The sequence below is a fragment of the Chitinophagales bacterium genome (genome assembly GCA_041392475.1).
Classification (GTDB): Bacteria; Bacteroidota; Bacteroidia; order Chitinophagales; family UBA2359; genus JAUHXA01.
Genome location: JAWKLZ010000001.1, coordinates 3,522,354 through 3,538,995, shown reverse-complemented (window position 1 = coordinate 3,538,995; position 16,642 = coordinate 3,522,354). Strand labels below are relative to the sequence as shown.

15 protein-coding genes are annotated in these 16,642 nt (G+C 37.9%); 11 read left to right on the top strand and 4 right to left on the bottom strand.

From position 1 onward, the window contains the following. Nucleotides 1-13: 13 nt before the first annotated feature. Entirely contained in the window at nt 14-1,708 is a 1,695-nt protein-coding gene (locus R3E32_13205) for a T9SS type A sorting domain-containing protein (protein ID MEZ4885684.1), read from the bottom strand. A gap of 18 nt (nt 1,709-1,726) precedes the next feature. Then, entirely contained in the window at nt 1,727-2,236 is a 510-nt protein-coding gene (locus R3E32_13200; protein ID MEZ4885683.1) for a hypothetical protein, read from the bottom strand. 599 nt (nt 2,237-2,835) lie between these two features. On the opposite strand from R3E32_13200, the gene lipA reads away from it, so the two are divergent. From lipA to R3E32_13155, 9 genes are all read left to right on the top strand, one after another. Continuing rightward, nucleotides 2,836-3,693: a lipoyl synthase gene (lipA, locus tag R3E32_13195; protein MEZ4885682.1), complete on the top strand. Its 858-nt coding sequence runs from the start codon at nt 2,836-2,838 to the stop codon at nt 3,691-3,693. Between the two features lie 691 nt (nt 3,694-4,384). Next, entirely contained in the window at nt 4,385-4,780 is a 396-nt protein-coding gene (locus R3E32_13190; protein MEZ4885681.1) for a response regulator, read from the top strand. Next, nucleotides 4,773-5,912: a sugar transferase gene (locus tag R3E32_13185; GenBank protein MEZ4885680.1), complete on the top strand. Its 1,140-nt coding sequence runs from the start codon at nt 4,773-4,775 to the stop codon at nt 5,910-5,912. The genes R3E32_13190 and R3E32_13185 overlap by 8 nt, the downstream gene beginning before the upstream one ends. Before the next feature lie 105 nt (nt 5,913-6,017). After that, a complete protein-coding gene (locus R3E32_13180) occupies nt 6,018-6,947 on the top strand; it encodes a glycosyltransferase family 2 protein (GenBank protein ID MEZ4885679.1) in 930 nt (309 codons plus the stop codon). A gap of 98 nt (nt 6,948-7,045) precedes the next feature. Then, a complete protein-coding gene (locus R3E32_13175) occupies nt 7,046-8,377 on the top strand; it encodes a glycosyltransferase (GenBank protein MEZ4885678.1) in 1,332 nt (443 codons plus the stop codon). Between the two features lie 46 nt (nt 8,378-8,423). Continuing rightward, the gene (locus R3E32_13170; protein ID MEZ4885677.1) at nt 8,424-8,597 is read left to right on the top strand and encodes a hypothetical protein; all 174 of its coding nucleotides are present in this window, start codon (nt 8,424-8,426) and stop codon (nt 8,595-8,597) included. 426 nt (nt 8,598-9,023) lie between these two features. Next, entirely contained in the window at nt 9,024-9,725 is a 702-nt protein-coding gene (locus R3E32_13165; protein ID MEZ4885676.1) for a GDSL-type esterase/lipase family protein, read from the top strand. 215 nt (nt 9,726-9,940) lie between these two features. Next, entirely contained in the window at nt 9,941-11,359 is a 1,419-nt protein-coding gene (locus R3E32_13160) for an MBOAT family O-acyltransferase (GenBank protein MEZ4885675.1), read from the top strand. A gap of 352 nt (nt 11,360-11,711) precedes the next feature. Beyond that, nucleotides 11,712-12,617, top strand: a complete 906-nt coding sequence (locus R3E32_13155) for a hypothetical protein (protein ID MEZ4885674.1) — start codon at nt 11,712-11,714, stop codon at nt 12,615-12,617. Here the strand turns inward: R3E32_13155 and R3E32_13150 are convergent. Beyond that, nucleotides 12,614-12,760, bottom strand: a complete 147-nt coding sequence (locus R3E32_13150; protein MEZ4885673.1) for a hypothetical protein — start codon at nt 12,758-12,760, stop codon at nt 12,614-12,616. The genes R3E32_13155 and R3E32_13150 overlap by 4 nt on opposite strands. A 247-nt stretch (nt 12,761-13,007) precedes the next feature. Here R3E32_13150 and accD point away from each other — a divergent pair, with 247 nt between their 5' ends. After that, the gene (gene accD, locus R3E32_13145; protein MEZ4885672.1) at nt 13,008-13,853 is read left to right on the top strand and encodes an acetyl-CoA carboxylase, carboxyltransferase subunit beta; all 846 of its coding nucleotides are present in this window, start codon (nt 13,008-13,010) and stop codon (nt 13,851-13,853) included. 56 nt (nt 13,854-13,909) lie between these two features. Then, nucleotides 13,910-14,650, top strand: coding sequence for a hypothetical protein (locus R3E32_13140; GenBank protein MEZ4885671.1), 741 nt, complete (start codon nt 13,910-13,912; stop codon nt 14,648-14,650). On the opposite strand, the gene R3E32_13135 is transcribed toward R3E32_13140, so the two are convergent. Continuing rightward, nucleotides 14,647-16,302 (bottom strand): SBBP repeat-containing protein, encoded by a 1,656-nt coding sequence (locus tag R3E32_13135; protein ID MEZ4885670.1) that lies wholly within the window; start codon nt 16,300-16,302, stop codon nt 14,647-14,649. The genes R3E32_13140 and R3E32_13135 overlap by 4 nt on opposite strands. Between the last annotated feature and the right edge of the window lie 340 nt (nt 16,303-16,642).

Genomic DNA, 16,642 nt, shown 5'->3' with positions numbered 1-16,642 from the left:
AATATAGTTTTCTCTAATACACCACAATTTTTCGCACTGTAGTTTCTCTTCCTACTTCAATCTGCAAATAATACACCCCTACCTTCAATGCGCTTGTATCGAGCGCGTTAGCGGATTGTGGCAGGCTTAGTTGTTGCCCCAAACTGTTGTATAAAGTCAGTGTGGGCGGTTCGTTTATCTGTGGAATGTCCACAAATAGCGGTGTGTTGTGAACAGGATTGGGATAGACCAAAAGCCCCTGTTCCCATTCGTAGGCTTCAATGTCGGTAACTTCTGCTACTTCAATGTTTTCGCATTTTTTGAAGGAATCGCATAAGTTGGTGGCGGTCAAACAAACTTCATACACTCCAATCGCTTGGTATTGATGAAAAGTCATTGCAGTCGTATCTGTGCTGCTATCTCCAAATTCCCAAAAGTAGCTATCGGCATTTTCGGATTGATTGTCAAATTGGTACAAACCCAAGCCTGTATCGGTAGCATCAAATTGGGTGTTGGGGTAACAGTTTCCTAAGCTGTCGGTTTTGATAAGGGTAAGGTCTAATCCTCCTCCAACAATAGCAAAACCTCCTTCCTCTAAAACCATAATGCTTTCTGCCCTCGTGCCTGTAATTGTCGTATTCATATTGTCGTAAACCTTGTTGAGCAATGTATTCCCCATTTTATCTATCACCGCTAGTCCAATGATTCTTAGGTTGTTTATTATTCTACCATTGTATAATAAGACATAATTCTCTCCATATTGTTGAATATCTTGTATTTCAATATTGTAAAGGTATTCTTGATTGAAGGGAATATCCAAAGGCAAAAAAGACTGCAAAGAACCGTCAGGGTTGAGGGTCATTAAGTAGGGAATCCCTATGTATTCTCCTTTGGGTCTTGACATTCCTGCAGTGACAATTTCTCCTGCTGCTGTAATGACCATATTGTCAGATGGATATTGTATAATGTACTCGACACCATTGTATTGAGGGATAATTAGTTTGTAGTAAAGATATTGTTTCCAAAGCATTTCTCCTGCCGAATTGACCTTGGTAAATCCAGGGTATTGATATTGAGTGGCAGAACCGTCATCTACAATGGTCATCAAGACAAAACCCCCATCTCCACTGTTTTCAATCGCAAAACTTTTCTGCATACCGTAATCCAAAGGAGGAAGGGTATTGCAGTAGGTATGAAGCCACTGTCGTTCACCCTGTGCATTTAGTTTGATCAAAAAAGGAACATGGAAATCATAGCCTTCAACGGGGCTTAGTGTAGCGTGTTCAAAACTATCTCCAAAAACAAAATAGTCTCCTTCTTCGTTCTGTACTGCATCTCGGGCATGGCTTTGGGAAAACTGAGAATTTTCATGGAAGGGAAAATCCAACAATTGATATTCCCATTGTATTTCTTTATCTGTATCCAAAAGTGTAACAGCCGCTTTTTTAGGAAAATCGGATAGATTGGTTTGGAGGAGGAGGGATTCGTTATTGGGAGTGTAATAAAAATTATTTGAACGATAGTTACTAGGGGCTTCAACCCATAATAATTCACCCTCATTATTAATTTTGACTATTAGACCACCTGCATATATGATAAAATTTTTACTCGAATCTCTGAAAAAATTACCGCCCCACCACCCTATATCATAAACTTTTACCCATCCTTGAGCATGAATTTTAAAGTTAAATGCAAATAATAGAAATATTATTATATATAATTTAAACATTTTGATGATATTTTTTGATTAGGATTCTATAAGCCCAAATGGCATCCATTCTTCTCGTGTATCTGGAGGTACGGGATTAACTACATAATCCCTTACACAAATCCACCCGCTGTATTCTCCAGGATTAGGGTCACTATTGAAGAGGATGTCTCCTTTTTTGGGCTTTCTGTCGTTGGATGTGTTGTATAAGTCGCTTACCAAATTAAACATCTTAGGTTTGGTAGTATCGCCGTCTTCAGGTATATAAGAATTCACCTTAATAAAATTGTCCTCATTGTTGTTAGCTGCCAAATAGTAGCCAAATTCAAAGTGTAGAGAGCCTTCCTCTACTGCCCCTCCATTGTGCATAGCCCCTTGACTTGCCAACCCTATTCGCTTCAAGTTTGGTGTATTCTCGGAGGTGAAATAATTCCAGGTATCATTGTCGTCCAACATGATTTGCCAAAGTGTTCCTTTCTCATTCGTTTCTACCTCGTATTCCTGAAAGCCAAGAACTGTTCTGAAACCTGGTTGTCCAAAATTGATCATCTGAATTAAGTTTTAGAAGTTAAGTTGTTTATTACGAATATAACTTATTTTTTTGTGAATTATTCTGATAATCAGAAATTATTTTTTTGCATATTTATAAAAAAATGATAATTAAATAACTTGTTTCGCATATTTATTTTTGTAAATTGAATTTTTTAATGCCTGTTAATTAGGTATAAAGGAAGAATTGTTATTTTTCTATATAAAAAATAGGCGAAAAAAGGAAGAAAAGTATTGGAGGGTGCATCCCAAATTGTCATATTTTGAAAAATTATTTGACAACTGGTGACGATGCTACGCACCTCAAAACATTTTATCTTCCACACTCTACAAACGGGGTCGGAGCTACGCTCCTGATACGCAATTTCTTAGGAGCGTAGCTCCGACTCTGTTTGTAAGACATTATTGAAGGAGTCAATAAAAGGTACAGCGTACCGACACCACCTTACGACAATTTGGGATGCACCCGTATTGGAGAAAGCAAAAGGTATCTAAACAAGCTTACAGAACTTTATTTCTCCCCTCTTGTTTCCGCATTATAATTTATCTTTGCATTTTTAGTTTTAAGTCTTCGATTCGATATGATAGAACTACCTGTAATTTCCCAAAAACCAGAACGTCAAAGAAAACCCTCTTGGCTCAAAGTCAAATTGCCCATTGGGCAAAGCTATAAGAATGTTCGCAAGATTGTGGATGAACACAAGCTGCACACGATTTGTCAAAGCGGCAACTGCCCAAATATGGGCGAATGTTGGGGAGCAGGTACGGCTACGTTTATGATATTGGGAAATGTCTGTACCCGTTCTTGTTCGTTTTGTGCAGTCGCTACGGGTCGTCCGCCCGAATACGATGAAGACGAACCCCGCAGGGTAGCAGAGGCAGTGCGATTGATGGGGGTCAAACATTGTGTGATTACCTCGGTCAATCGAGATGAACTCAAAGATGGCGGTTCTACGATTTGGGCAGAAACAATCAATGAAATTCGCCGTCAAAGTCCTTCAACTACTTTGGAGACCTTGATTCCCGACTTCAAAGCCAAATGGGACAATTTGTACCGTGTATTGGAAACCCGTCCAGAGGTGGTTTCTCACAATATGGAAACGGTGAGCCGACTCTATCGTTTGGTGCGTCCACAAGCGAGGTATCAGCGGAGTTTGGAGCAAATCCAACGGACAAAGGATTTTGGGTTGAGAACCAAATCGGGTTTTATGTTGGGATTGGGTGAAAAAGAAGAAGAAGTGTATCAAATATTAGAAGACTTGAAAAATCATGGCTGTGATGTGGTCACGATTGGTCAATACCTACAACCGACCAAACATCATTTGGAAGTTGCCGAATTTGTGCATCCCGATATTTTTGCGAAATACAAAGAAGCTGGTTTGAGAATGGGGCTTCGATATGTAGAAAGTGGGCCATTGGTTCGGTCATCTTACCATGCCGAGAGGCATTTGTTATAGATTCTCCAACTTTTGATGTGGAGCAGCAGCAAAACTTCAGAAGTTTTACTTTCGGATTGGGTCATTTATGAGGCTGCAAACTTCCGAAATCGAATACACCATCTTTTTTATTTTTCTTATCTATACATTGTGTTTAATTTATTGGACACTCAATTTATGTAAATTCATATATAAGGGCATTTTTTAATGCCAGTAATTGAATGATAATTGCTCACCTTTGACGCTACTTAGTCCAAAAATGTATTTTCCTTTCTAATCATTTATGCTATTGACAATTTGGCTTTTATGCTTCAAAATTTTCACACAAAATGGAATAGGTGTAGGCAAGATTGAAGTAGATTTTATTTCAAATGTCATTAAATTGTCATGAAAGTAGTATTTTGCAATTCAATTGAGGCTACGGCATTATTTGAAATAAGTTTCAAAAAAAATGTAATAAAAATGTAAAAATCGAAAATTTGGAAAAGTTTTTGCAGTAAGCATCATCGATTGTATGAATCATTGGAACTTTCCAAATAGAAGAATAGCTTAAGGATTGAAGTGAATATTTTCCATTCAATAAATAATTCACACCTTACTCAGTACTTTTTGTATGTAGTATTTTCAATGATGTATCCCACCCAAATATCCAATACAGAACACCCTTTCAATTAGTAGTTTATACTATTTTTTATTTTAAATACTACGAGTGATGAAAAATAAAAAACAGGTGCTCATCATAGACGATGATCAAAGTACCCGTATGCTTTTGGGGTGTCTGCTAAGTCAAAAATATGACATTGCTACACAAAACAATGGATTAGAAGCTATGGCATGGTTAGGTAAAGGAAACATTCCTGATGTGATTTTACTAGATGTAAATATGCCCCGCTTGAATGGCCCTGAATTTTTGCAGAATATCCGCACTAGCGGATTCTATAGAGATATTCCTGTGATAGTTGTATCGGGAATTGAACGGGAAAAAATGATGAGAAGACTTTACGAACTGGGTACAAATGATTTTGTACGCAAACCTTTCAAACCAAACGAGTTGTTTGAGAAAATCGAAAATGTTTTGACCCTTTTAAAACCATTACACTATGAGTAATTTGAATATTATTTATCGAAAAGCAGCCAAAAAAGGTGTGGTTAATCCAAGAGTGGAGAGTGAGGCGGAAGATATCTTGTTTGTTGGAATCAACAATCCGCAGACTTTTTTAGGAATGACAGAATCTATGGATAAGTCCGAATACCAAATCACTAATATTAACAACTCTTTTAAAGCATATACATGGTTAGAAAATTACACTAACAGAAATTATAAACAACCTTGTGCGATTATTTGTGATTTGAATTTTTTGGAGGAAGATGATTATTTGTTGTTGTCTAATATTCAGAACAACAAACAATTAAGCTTGATTCCTTTCTTGTTGGTATCAGATAAACCTGCAAGCATGGATTCTATGAGTGCATTGAAGAGAGGTATTGATGATTTTTATGCTGCTCCTTTCAATTGGGAAGACCTCAAAAATCGGATTCAGTTTTTGAACATGTTTAAAGCAGAACGTTCCAAGCTGAATTTGACAGAAGATAAAGGGTATGAAGAACAAACTCCTACTTCAAAGCGTGCTTTTGATATCCTATTTGCAGTTACTGCATTGATAGCATTGAGTCCTGTATTGTTGCTTATTGCTATGCTTATCAAATTGGAGTCGAAAGGAAAAGGAAAGGTGTTTTATTCTTCAAAGCGAATTGGTAGCGGCTACAAAGTATTTGACTTTTACAAGTTTAGGTCAATGCGAGAGGGAGCAGACAAAGAGTTGCAAAAATTATCACATCTGAATCAGTATGGTGAAAGCGGTGATGCGAATGAGAATACATTTGTAAAACTGAAGAATGATCCAAGAGTTACCCGCATAGGGCGACTTATCCGCAAAACGAGTTTAGATGAATTGCCGCAACTCCTGAATGTATTGTTTGGTGACATGTCTATCGTTGGGAATCGTCCGCTTCCAGTATATGAAGCTGAACAATTGACAAAAGATGAATGGTCACAAAGATTTTTGGCTCCTGCTGGCATCACAGGGCTTTGGCAAGTGACTAAAAGAGGAAAAGACAATATGTCGGTGACAGAACGCATGGAATTGGATATAGAATATGCAAAACGATTTTCACTGTGGTACGATTTGAAGATAATCTTTAAAACCATACCTGCAATGTTTCAACACGAAGCAGTATAAAACCACTACTCCAAAAGACAACTAACCTTAAACCGACTCTTAGAACCAATAAACCCTAATTGTTTAATTAAAATTGAAGTTTCTATCATTCCAAATATTTAGGTCATGAAAAAGAACAGCACTCAACCATTGGTTTCCCTGATAACTATTAACTACAACCAAACCCAAGCGACCTATGAATTGCTTCAATCGCTTAAAAATATTAGTTACCCAAACTATGAGGTGATTGTAGTAGATAACAATTCTAAGGAAAGCCCTAAACCCTTGATTAACGCACTCTTTCCCAATGTGACGGTTATTTTGAGCGAAAAAAATCTTGGATTTGCAGGCGGCAATAACCTAGGGGTTGAGGCTGCAAAGGGAGAGTATCTTTTTTTCGTGAACAACGATACAGAAATGACCGAAAATGTGATTGAGAAACTTTTGACATTATTTGAAGATATTCCCAATCTGGGAATGGTTAGCCCCAAGATATGTTATTACGATGAACCGAATCGCATTCAGTATGCAGGTTTTACACGAATCAATCCTTATACTGCTCGCAATACCACGATTGGAGAACATGAAATAGATGAAGGGCAATATTCCAAACCTGTCCCAACACCTTATGCTCATGGTGCAGCAATGATGGTCAAACGGGAAGTAATTGATCGTGTAGGATTGATGGCAGAAACTTTCTTTTTGTATTACGAAGAATTGGATTGGTGTGAACGCATTCGCAAAGGAGGTTATGAAATATATGTAGAACCCAATGCACTGATTTACCACAAGGAGTCTCTTTCGGTAGGAAAACTGAGTGCTTTGAAAACCTACTACATCACCCGCAATCGTATTTTGTTTATGCGTCGCCATGCTTCAAATCTTCAATGGCTTGCTTTTGTTTTGTTTTTGGTGTTATTTACGATTCCTAAAAATTTGATTTCGTATGGCTTACAAAGAGATTTTAAACAAATCCAAGCTTTTATGAAAGGTATTTTATGGAATTTTTACCATCAATCAGGAGCAGATTTTGAAGCCAAACTCAGTTTGCGTTGATTTTTAAAACCCTATTTTTTACCACTATTTTAGTTAAAACCATAAAAAAAGAAAACCAAAACGACAACAAATATTTATTGTAAAAAAGCCTAATAATCATGTTTGAGTATATTTACATATTATTGCATTTGATTCTGTTTTTGTTTTTAGTATTGCCGTTTGTCAATGTATGGATGGCACAATTCAGAAAACAAGAAAACATCCCAGAAATCATTCCTGTGGATGAGGGGGAAGAATTGTCGCAAATGATGGCTCAAACTTCAGCAGAACTCACGATAGAACCAACAGAGCAGGAAGCCATTGAAGCTATAGAACGGGATTTTGCATGTATCATCACTGCTTACAAAAACGCTGATATTGCAGTGCCTTTAGTAGAGTCTTTGTTGAAGCAAAACTATGGAGAAGTAAATGGAAATAAGCACTCAATTTATTTAGTTGCAGATGAATGTGATATTTCAAGGGTATCTATTGTTGCTCAAAACTGGGACAAGGAAAAGGTGATGGTATTGAAGCCCGAAGAACCGCTTAGACTGAAGGCTAAATCCATTATTTATGCGATGGAACACTTCAAAAAGGCGCATGAGGTGACAGCAGTTTTTGATGCAGATAATTTGGCGCATCCCAATTTTTTGGCAGAACTGAACCGTTATTTCCATGCAGGTTTTGAAGCAGTACAAGGACAACGAACTGCCAAGAATTTGGATACAGTATATGCTTGTGCGGATTCGACAGGTGAGATTTACAAAAACTATATTGAGCGTTATGTGCCGTATCTTTTGGGTTCATCCTCAGTGATTTCTGGTTCGGGAATGGCAGTAGATACGAAACTATACTGGGAATACTTGAACAGTAAAGAGATTCAACAAGGTAAGACACAGTGGAAAAAAATGCTACAAGAAGATAAGATTCTACAAAACCACTTGTTGAAGCAAAATGTGCGGATTGCTTATGCCAAAGACGCGATTGTGTATGATGAAAAGGTGACAACAGCAGAACAGGTTGAAACCCAAAGGACTCGATGGTTGTATTCTTATTTTCAGAACATTCCCAACTCCTCCAATATTTTGTGGAGAGGTGTCAAGAATTTTAGTTTCAATCAATTATTGTTTGGCTTGATTACTCTCACTCCACCTTTGTTTTTGTTGGTATTTGTTGCTGTTTTTATCGGATTGTTAGACATATTGATAGCCCCTTTTGGAACATTGATATTGTATGCAGGATTGGGTATTTTTGGTTTGAATGTGGTTTGGGTGCTACACTTATCTAAAGCTCCCAAAGCGGTGTGGAATAAACTGTGGGCAATTCCTTTGTTTGTGCTTAGGCAAATAACGGCTCTGTTCAAAATGAGCAATCCGAATAAGAATTTTAAACACACGGAACACACCCGCAAGTACGATATAAAAGAGGTGATAAGTGATGTTGGAGAATAACAATAAATGAAAATTTTGACTTTTAATTACCTAAAGTCATGATGCCATGAAAAAAAGCAATTCACCAATTACCATCCTTTTTGGTATGCGGACAATCAGTTGGAGGGGTTTGGGCTTACCTTTTTCAATTGTTTTAAGTCGCCAAAAGTTGGTAGGTGGATTGCCTTTCATAGGAAATAAAAAAGTAACAATTCGTCAAGTTTGGTACAGGCGGTTGTAAGTATGTAGTTGATTGGGCTTGGCTATATAACACAACCTGTCTGTACTTAACCTGACTATCATAAATATCTTCTGAAACAGTAAAACAACGTACAAGGGCTATTGTACGATTGATTTACCAGATTAATGACTGTTTCAGTTTTGAAAAATCATTGAAGTGATACCACTTCAAGCTATTATGTTCAGCGCAGGCTTACTAAATTCTGTATAGGATTGGGCTTGACTGTCCAGAATGAACCGTCTGCGCTTAACATGACAGTATTTTTCAAAAAAAAACACGGAATAGACTCGTACTATTCACTTTATTAACCACGATTTTACCACTGTTTTACTTAACCATCAGGCATTAGGTGTGGGTTCGCTCACATCTTTTGCCTGTTTTTTATTTTATAGCTTTAGCTAAAAATTATAGTGTAAATAATCAGTGATGAATAAACTATTGATAATTTCTATTTTCTTCAATGTGGTGTTTTTGTTTTGTTTGGTCAAAGTCGTCAATGGACTTGGAGGTGTTTCTTACCTACTCTTCAAAGTTCGTGGCGGTGCAGGTTTCACAGGTATGTACGAACACCGCAAAAATTTGTTTGAAATGTTACCAAAATCAACAGGTGAAATCATTTTTTTGGGAGATAGCATTACGGCAGAATGTGAGTGGGCAGAGTTATTTGATAATGAGAAGATTAAAAATAGAGGGATTAGCGGTGATACCGCATCAGGTATTCTAAAACGCTTAGGGTCAATCCTTGAAGCAAAGCCCGATAAGTTGTTTTTAATGGTGGGAGTCAATGATTTAATCTATGGAAATGAGCGTGATTTACTCCGAAATTATGAGCAATTATTGCAGCAACTCACAGACAATCTGCCTGATACCCAAATAATTGTTCAGAGTATTTTGCCTATCAATAGTCAAGTCCGAAAAATGAATATAGAAAATAAGACGATTCTGTATGTAAATCAAAAAATAAAGGACTTATCAGATAAATTTGGCTTGGTTTATGCAGATTTGTACGCAGTAATGGCAGATGACCAACAGCGACTCAAAGCTGAATATACACAGGACGGAATTCACATCAATGGCAGTGCTTATTTGGTATGGAAAACTGTCGTTGAAAAATGGATAGAAGACTGAATGGCTTGATTGTTGAATAAAAAATCATTCAACCGTTGGCTAACTGCAACTTGATATTTCTCCCCCTTCAAAAAAATGCATCAAATTCTAAGGTTCTAAATATATTTTGGTGGACCAAAGATACTTCGCCAATCTAAGTATGTGGCGAGGCAAATATCCCACTACCATCGACCATAGGAAACTACTCAAAGTCTCAACAAACAGAAGCTAAAGTCATGTTATTTAACAGTTTACCTTTTTTAGTGTTCATTTCTGTATTTTTGCCTATCTATTTTGCATTAAAAGGCAGAGCACGTTTATTGTTCTGTTTAGTGGCAAGTTATTTCTTTTATGGATGGTGGGATGTGCGTTTTTTGAGCTTAATCGTACTTTCTACGGTGATTGACTATGCATTGGGTTTGAAGATAAGTCAAACAGAAGAACAAGCAAAAAGAAAGAAGTTCTTATTGATCAGTGTTTTCATGAATCTCGGCGTTTTGGCGTTCTTTAAATACTTCAATTTTTTCACTGATTCTTTTGCCGAATTGATGCAGAACGTTGGTATAGAAGCATCTTTCAATACCTTACACATTATTCTTCCTGTAGGCATTTCATTTTATACCTTTCAGTCTATGAGTTACACGATTGACTTATATTGGCGAAAAATTGATGTAGAGCCAGATTTTATGCGGTTTGCCACTTACATCTCCTTTTTTCCGCAATTGGTAGCAGGTCCGATTGTAAGGGCAAGTGATTTATTGCCGCAATTCCGAAAAGACCACAAATTTGACTGGAATAATTTTACAATGGGTTTGGGGCAAATGTTGGTCGGTTTCTTCAAAAAAGTAGCCGTAGCCGATTCCTTGTCATTGGTCGTTGATCAGATATTCACCTCACCAGCAGGTTTTTCTTCTTTAAATTTAGTTGTGGGAGTCATTTTTTACTCCTTTCAGATATACTGTGATTTTTCGGGTTATTCCGACATAGCCATTGGATTGGCCCGCATCATGGGTTTTCACTTTCCGATGAATTTCCGTACACCTTATTTCTCCAAAAATTTCAGTGAATTTTGGACACGTTGGCACATTTCCTTGTCGAGTTGGTTGCGAGATTACCTCTACATCCCATTGGGTGGTAATAGAGGCGGTAAATGGTTCACGCATCGCAACTTGATGATTACAATGTTATTGGGAGGTTTGTGGCATGGTGCAAGTTGGACTTTCGTGTTTTGGGGCTTTTTGCATGGATCATATCTAATTATTCAACGAATCGGCAGTCCTTATGTAGCTAAAATCGAACATTCCCTACAGATTCCGCAATGGTTGAGCAATGCATGGTCTATTGCATTGGTATATTTTTTGACCTGTTTTGCGTGGATTTATTTCCGAAGCCCTGACTTTGCAACTGCAAATGCGGTTATTTCAGGCATTGTCGCTCTGCAAGGAACGACCTTGGTGAATATGTTTTGGATTGTGCAAGGCTTTCTATTGATAGGTATGTTGTTGGTGGTTGAGATAGTGGATGCAAAGGTGGATTTGCCGCAAATTGCAGAACGAAGCCCTGTTTTTCAAATCGCTTCTTATGCCTTGATATTGTGGAGTATTGCACTGCTTGGCACTTTTGGACAATCACAGTTTATTTATTTTCAGTTCTAAATCGCAGATTTTATAGATTTTAGGATTACGCAGATGAGAATTGTAGATAATAGAGCTACACAGATATTTCTAATCCAACTATGCAACCATTAAGCAATTCAACCATACAACCATACAACCATACAACCATACAACCATACAACCATACAACCATACAACCATACAACCATACAACCATTCAACCATTAAGCAATTCAACCATTAAGCAATTCAACCATTAAGCAATTCAACCATACAACCATACAACCATACAACCATTAAGCAATTCAACCATTCAACCATTAAGCAATTCAACCATTCAACCATTCAACCATTCAACCATACAGCAATTAAGCAATTCAACAATCAATCAATGAAAAAAGTAATATGGGTTATCGCATTGGTCGCACTCGTTTTTGTGGGTGATAGAGTAGGGGGGATGATGCTGAAGTTTCTCACCGATCACAGCCAATTTCGTTATTCTCGACTCTACAAAGGCAAGGGAGAAAGCGATATTTTGTTGGTAGGAAATTCGAGAGGATTGGTTTTTTACCAGCCTTATATAGAAGAAATCACTGATGCTAAAACCTTCAATATTAGCTACAATGGGATGCACATCAGCTTGGCAAGGGTCTTGATGGAAGATTACCTCGAACGCCACAAAGCTCCAAAGCTCATCTTGTTTGAAGTGAGTATGGCGGATTATAGCGATGAAAAATTGATACCCAGTTTTGCGCTACATTCCGAAGAATCGAAAGGCATTGATTCTTTGATTTTTCACTACGACCCAACTACTGCATGGGCAAGCAAGGTCAGTCATTTGTACCGCTACAATAGCGAAGTTTTTCAGCGAAGTTTGTATTACCTCAACAAAAGCGATAAGTTTTGGCTTTTGGATCGAAAAATCAATGACAATGTGATTGCCGAATTGGGGGAAATGGAACAAGTGGAGTTTTCATTGAAGGAAGAAAGACAAGAAGAATTGAAGCGCATCGTAGATTTGTCTAAAAAATATGGAACGGATATTCGCTTGGTGCTCAATCCTTATTTTCCGCCTTATGCCGATAAAATTGTCAACCTCGAAGCATGGAAGTCACAGATTGAAGCATTGACGGGTGAGAAAGTGTATGACTATACAAGAGCAATTGCCGATTTCACGAGTTTTGCAGATTATACACACTTGAATAAATATGGCAGCAAAATGTATATTGAGCAGTTAAACAAAGACCATATTTTTGAAGTGGATACGGAGGCAGTCGTGTTAAGGCTTAAACCTTAGTCCGCATAAATCCCTTGCGCTACCTTCCAATTCAATTCTTCATCAAAAATGGCTTCAATAGGTATTTCAAAACCTTCAATGACACGACTTTTGATGTAGCCGTTGTCTGATTTGAAAAGTGAGTTAATATTCGTGGTTTTCATCTGAAATACATTGTTCTACAAACTAATCTACATCGCTTGGATTTACAATCCAACAATACTCCTTTATACCATGCACTACATAATCTTTAAACTTGGTATTTCTATCTGCTTTCTATATTGAAGGTCTGACGATTGATTCCACAACAAATCATTTTCATTTGACCTTTCCCTTATTGACCAACTCCTTAATTTTGCTTACTTTTGTAAAGACTCCAATTAACATCACATTCAATCCTAAAACAAACGTATGAGTTGGTTTAAACGTGTCAAAGAGGGTATTACGACAAAGACAGCAGAAAAGAAAGAAACACCTGATGGTGTGTGGTATAAGTGCGACCATTGCAAAAAGACGATGGCAATGCGGCAGCACCGTGAGAATGTATATGTCTGTGAACATTGTGATTACCATGCCCGCATAGGTTCTAAAGAATATTTTAGCATATTATTCGACCATGAGCAGTATGAAACCTTATTTTCAGAGATTCAATCAACGGATTCTTTAGGCTTTACAGATAAGAAAAGCTATAAGCTAAGATTAAAGCAAACCAAGCGGAGTTCAGGTTTGGATGATGCAATCCAAGTAGCTGTTGGCAAATTAGATGGATACTCCTTAGTTGTTGCAGCGATGGACTTTACATTTATCGGCGGTTCGATGGGTTCAGTCGTAGGAGAGCGGATAGCTAAGGCGATTGATTACAGCGTTGAGAACAATATTCCTCTTTTGATTATCTCCAAATCGGGAGGCGCACGAATGATGGAATCGGCCCTTTCACTGATGCAAATGGCCAAAACTTCTGCAAGACTTACTCTTTTAGCTGAAGCCAAATTGCCCTATTTTTCGCTGATGACCGACCCTACAACGGGTGGCGTTTCTGCATCTTTTGCCATGTTGGGAGATTTAAACTTGGCAGAACCCAAGGCGTTGATTGGTTTTGCAGGGCCAAGAGTTATCAAAGAAACCATCAAAAAAGACCTGCCCGAAGGCTTTCAAACCTCTGAATTTCTGCTCGAACATGGATTTTTAGACCTCATTATTCACCGCAAAGATTTAAAAGCGAAGTTGGCGGAACTTTATGCGTACTTTCGGAATTGAGTCAAGACAAGTTGTTTGGATTTTCGTCTTTTACTTTCATTTCAATATAGGTCATTATGGAACAACTACTCTATTTTATTGTCTTCATCATTTATATCGTTTACAGTTTCTACCAAAGCGTTCAGAAAGAAAATAAGAGCAAAGAAGTGGTAGAAGATTGGGAAGGGCAGCCAGAGGCCGATGAAAAGAGTATTGAAGAAATATTGTCAAAATATTTGGAGCCCAAAAAGGAGGTCAAACCTGAACCTGTTGTCGAGCAAAAACCTGAACCAGAGCCTGTTTCTGCAAAAAGAGCAGACGATAAATCCTTGAAGGAGAGTAGGCGAGCTTTTGTGCAAGAACTGAGAGAGATTCCTCAAGCCAATACGTATCGAGACAAAGAACGCAGAAAAATAAGGATTGACGGGGAAGATCAGGATAGTAAGGGAAAAACCTTGTCGCCTACTGAAGAGTTGAATCAACGTCTGGAGAAAGAGCGAAAGGAAGGAAGAGAATTGTCGCCCAAAGAAGAATTCAATCAGCGTTTGGAGCAAGAACGAAAGGAACAACTCGCAAAAGGCAAAGAACTTTCAGCGGTCGAGGAATACAAAATATTGGCGGCTGAAAGGGCAAGAGAGCGTGATGATTTCTTATCCTCCGTTAATTTGCAGAGAGAGAAGGTCATCATCAAAGACCAGAAACAGCTGGATGATGTGAATAAAATCTATGGTGAAAAAGAAGTCACAGAAAAAAGACGCTTCAAATTCAATGCAAAAGATGCCATTATTTACCAAGTTATTATGGAGCGAAAATTTTAGTTTACCATCAATTTTTTGGTGATGCTCATCTTATTAGATTTCATTTGAAGTAAATAAAGTCCTTTGGCAAAACTACTTACATCTACAACCTGCTCATAAGTTCCTTGCGTATTTTCAAAAAACTGTTCGAACACTACTCTACCCGCATAATCCGATAATTGAAGTGAGTAAACATCGGATGTTTCTGCTTCAAATTCAATAAAAAGTTGGCGAGAAACAGGATTGGGATAAATTTGAAGAAAAGCTGAATGACCTGAAATCGCCTCTTCAATATCTGTAATGTTGCCTTTGATTTTGGCCACGAACAAATCACTACTTCCATTGGAGTTGAGGATATTTCCTCCAATATTGATGCTCCTTGAAAAACTTCCTGTCAAGTAACAATTGCTATTTTCATCTATCACAATCGCCGTTCCTTCATCGTAGCTACCGCCTGTTGTGTTGGTTGTCCATTGAAGCACACCTTCCGAATTGTATTGCAGCAAAAAGATGGCACCTGTGTTACTTGAATTGGCTTCAAGGGTATCTTCCTCTATAACAAACATTTCGCTGAAAACGCCTGTGATGTGACTATTGCCATTTGCATCGGCTGCAATTCCCAAGCCTATATCCGAATCATTTCCACCTCCTTGTCTAACCCAAGCAAATGTACCATCGGTATGGAGTTTGGCAACGTAAAAATCTGTGCTTCCAACAGATGTAATGGTTTCTTCTCCAAAATAAGCCGTATCTTCATAAGAACCTGTTATGTAGGCGTTTCCACTTGCATCTATATCCATAGCTACACCCAAATCGGTGTAAGCACCGCCAGCATTATTTGCCCATAAAACTGTACCACTTTCATCAAATTTTGCTGCAAATAAATCAAAATCACCATTAGACATCAAAGAATTCTCACCCAACTTTGTTGTGCCATTGAAGAAACCTGTTAGGTAATAGTGATTGTCATTGTCCAACACAATTGCCTGTGCGCTATCATAGTGATCGCCCCCGTATTGTCGAATCCACATTCTTTGTCCGTTGGTATCGTATTTGGCTACAAAAATATCGAAAGTTCCTTTGGAAATAAAGGTGAAAGGCATACCATTGTCACCAATAGGAGCGGTGAATCGTTCTGAAAAACGCCCAGTTACGTAAGCATTTCCAGCAGCATCTACTGCAATACCATAGCCAATATCACTACCTGTGCCACCCAGTTGTTTGACCCATGCCAAAGTGCCATCTGCTTCGTACTTAGCAATAAAAATATCATCATCAAAAAGGTCTGCGGCATATAATTTATTGCCTTCAAAATCAATAGTATCACGGAAATATCCAGTAATATAAACATTGCCATCACTATCGGTATCTACACCATAAGCTTCATCATTGGCTTTACTACCTGCCTGATTTGCCCACTGCAATACGCCCGTTGCATCATATTTGGCGATAAATAAATCCGTTCCACCAAGTGATGCCAATTCTACACCTTCTAATTGAAGTGTATCCGAAAAAATGCCTACTACAAGGCTATTGAAGTCTTTATCTATGCTAATATCCATACCAGAGTCGTATTTCGACCCTCCTGCTTGTGCCAACCATTCCACATCTTGTGCAAATACTGTTGTTGTCCAAGTAGCGAAAAAAATCAAACACACCCAAAATCTATTCATATTCATTCACTGTTTTTGAAAAAGAGGCTGCAAGATAATGAAAAGCCTTGTATTTAGGCAGATTAGTTTGCAGTCGTTGTGGAGAATCGACAAGATTCACGTCACCTACCCAAACGGTTTTGTGAATGGAAACGTTGTGTAGCAATGGGGAAAAGTAAAGCAAATTCAATTTCAAAACTCTTAGGTGAGTTCAAATAATTCCTTGTAAACAAGTACATTGAATTCAAGAATTGGCTCATTTAATATTTTAGTTTGCCGAAGAGTTTTGAAGAAATTGCGGGATGGTATGATAGTGCAATTGTGAAATAGAGGAATGGCAGAATTTAACCTTCAATGTAAA

Coding starts and splice junctions, on each gene's coding strand:
- R3E32_13175 (MEZ4885678.1), top strand. CDS start 7,046: ATGTTTGAGTATATTTACATATTATTGCATTTGATTCTGTTTTTGTTT.
- R3E32_13170 (MEZ4885677.1), top strand. CDS start 8,424: ATGAAAAAAAGCAATTCACCAATTACCATCCTTTTTGGTATGCGGACA.
- R3E32_13140 (MEZ4885671.1), top strand. CDS start 13,910: ATGGAACAACTACTCTATTTTATTGTCTTCATCATTTATATCGTTTAC.
- accD (MEZ4885672.1), top strand. CDS start 13,008: ATGAGTTGGTTTAAACGTGTCAAAGAGGGTATTACGACAAAGACAGCA.
- R3E32_13200 (MEZ4885683.1), bottom strand. CDS start 2,236: ATGATCAATTTTGGACAACCAGGTTTCAGAACAGTTCTTGGCTTTCAG.
- R3E32_13155 (MEZ4885674.1), top strand. CDS start 11,712: ATGAAAAAAGTAATATGGGTTATCGCATTGGTCGCACTCGTTTTTGTG.
- R3E32_13205 (MEZ4885684.1), bottom strand. CDS start 1,708: ATGTTTAAATTATATATAATAATATTTCTATTATTTGCATTTAACTTT.
- R3E32_13165 (MEZ4885676.1), top strand. CDS start 9,024: ATGAATAAACTATTGATAATTTCTATTTTCTTCAATGTGGTGTTTTTG.
- R3E32_13160 (MEZ4885675.1), top strand. CDS start 9,941: ATGTTATTTAACAGTTTACCTTTTTTAGTGTTCATTTCTGTATTTTTG.
- R3E32_13190 (MEZ4885681.1), top strand. CDS start 4,385: ATGAAAAATAAAAAACAGGTGCTCATCATAGACGATGATCAAAGTACC.
- R3E32_13150 (MEZ4885673.1), bottom strand. CDS start 12,760: ATGAAAACCACGAATATTAACTCACTTTTCAAATCAGACAACGGCTAC.
- R3E32_13135 (MEZ4885670.1), bottom strand. CDS start 16,302: ATGAATAGATTTTGGGTGTGTTTGATTTTTTTCGCTACTTGGACAACA.
- R3E32_13180 (MEZ4885679.1), top strand. CDS start 6,018: ATGAAAAAGAACAGCACTCAACCATTGGTTTCCCTGATAACTATTAAC.
- R3E32_13185 (MEZ4885680.1), top strand. CDS start 4,773: ATGAGTAATTTGAATATTATTTATCGAAAAGCAGCCAAAAAAGGTGTG.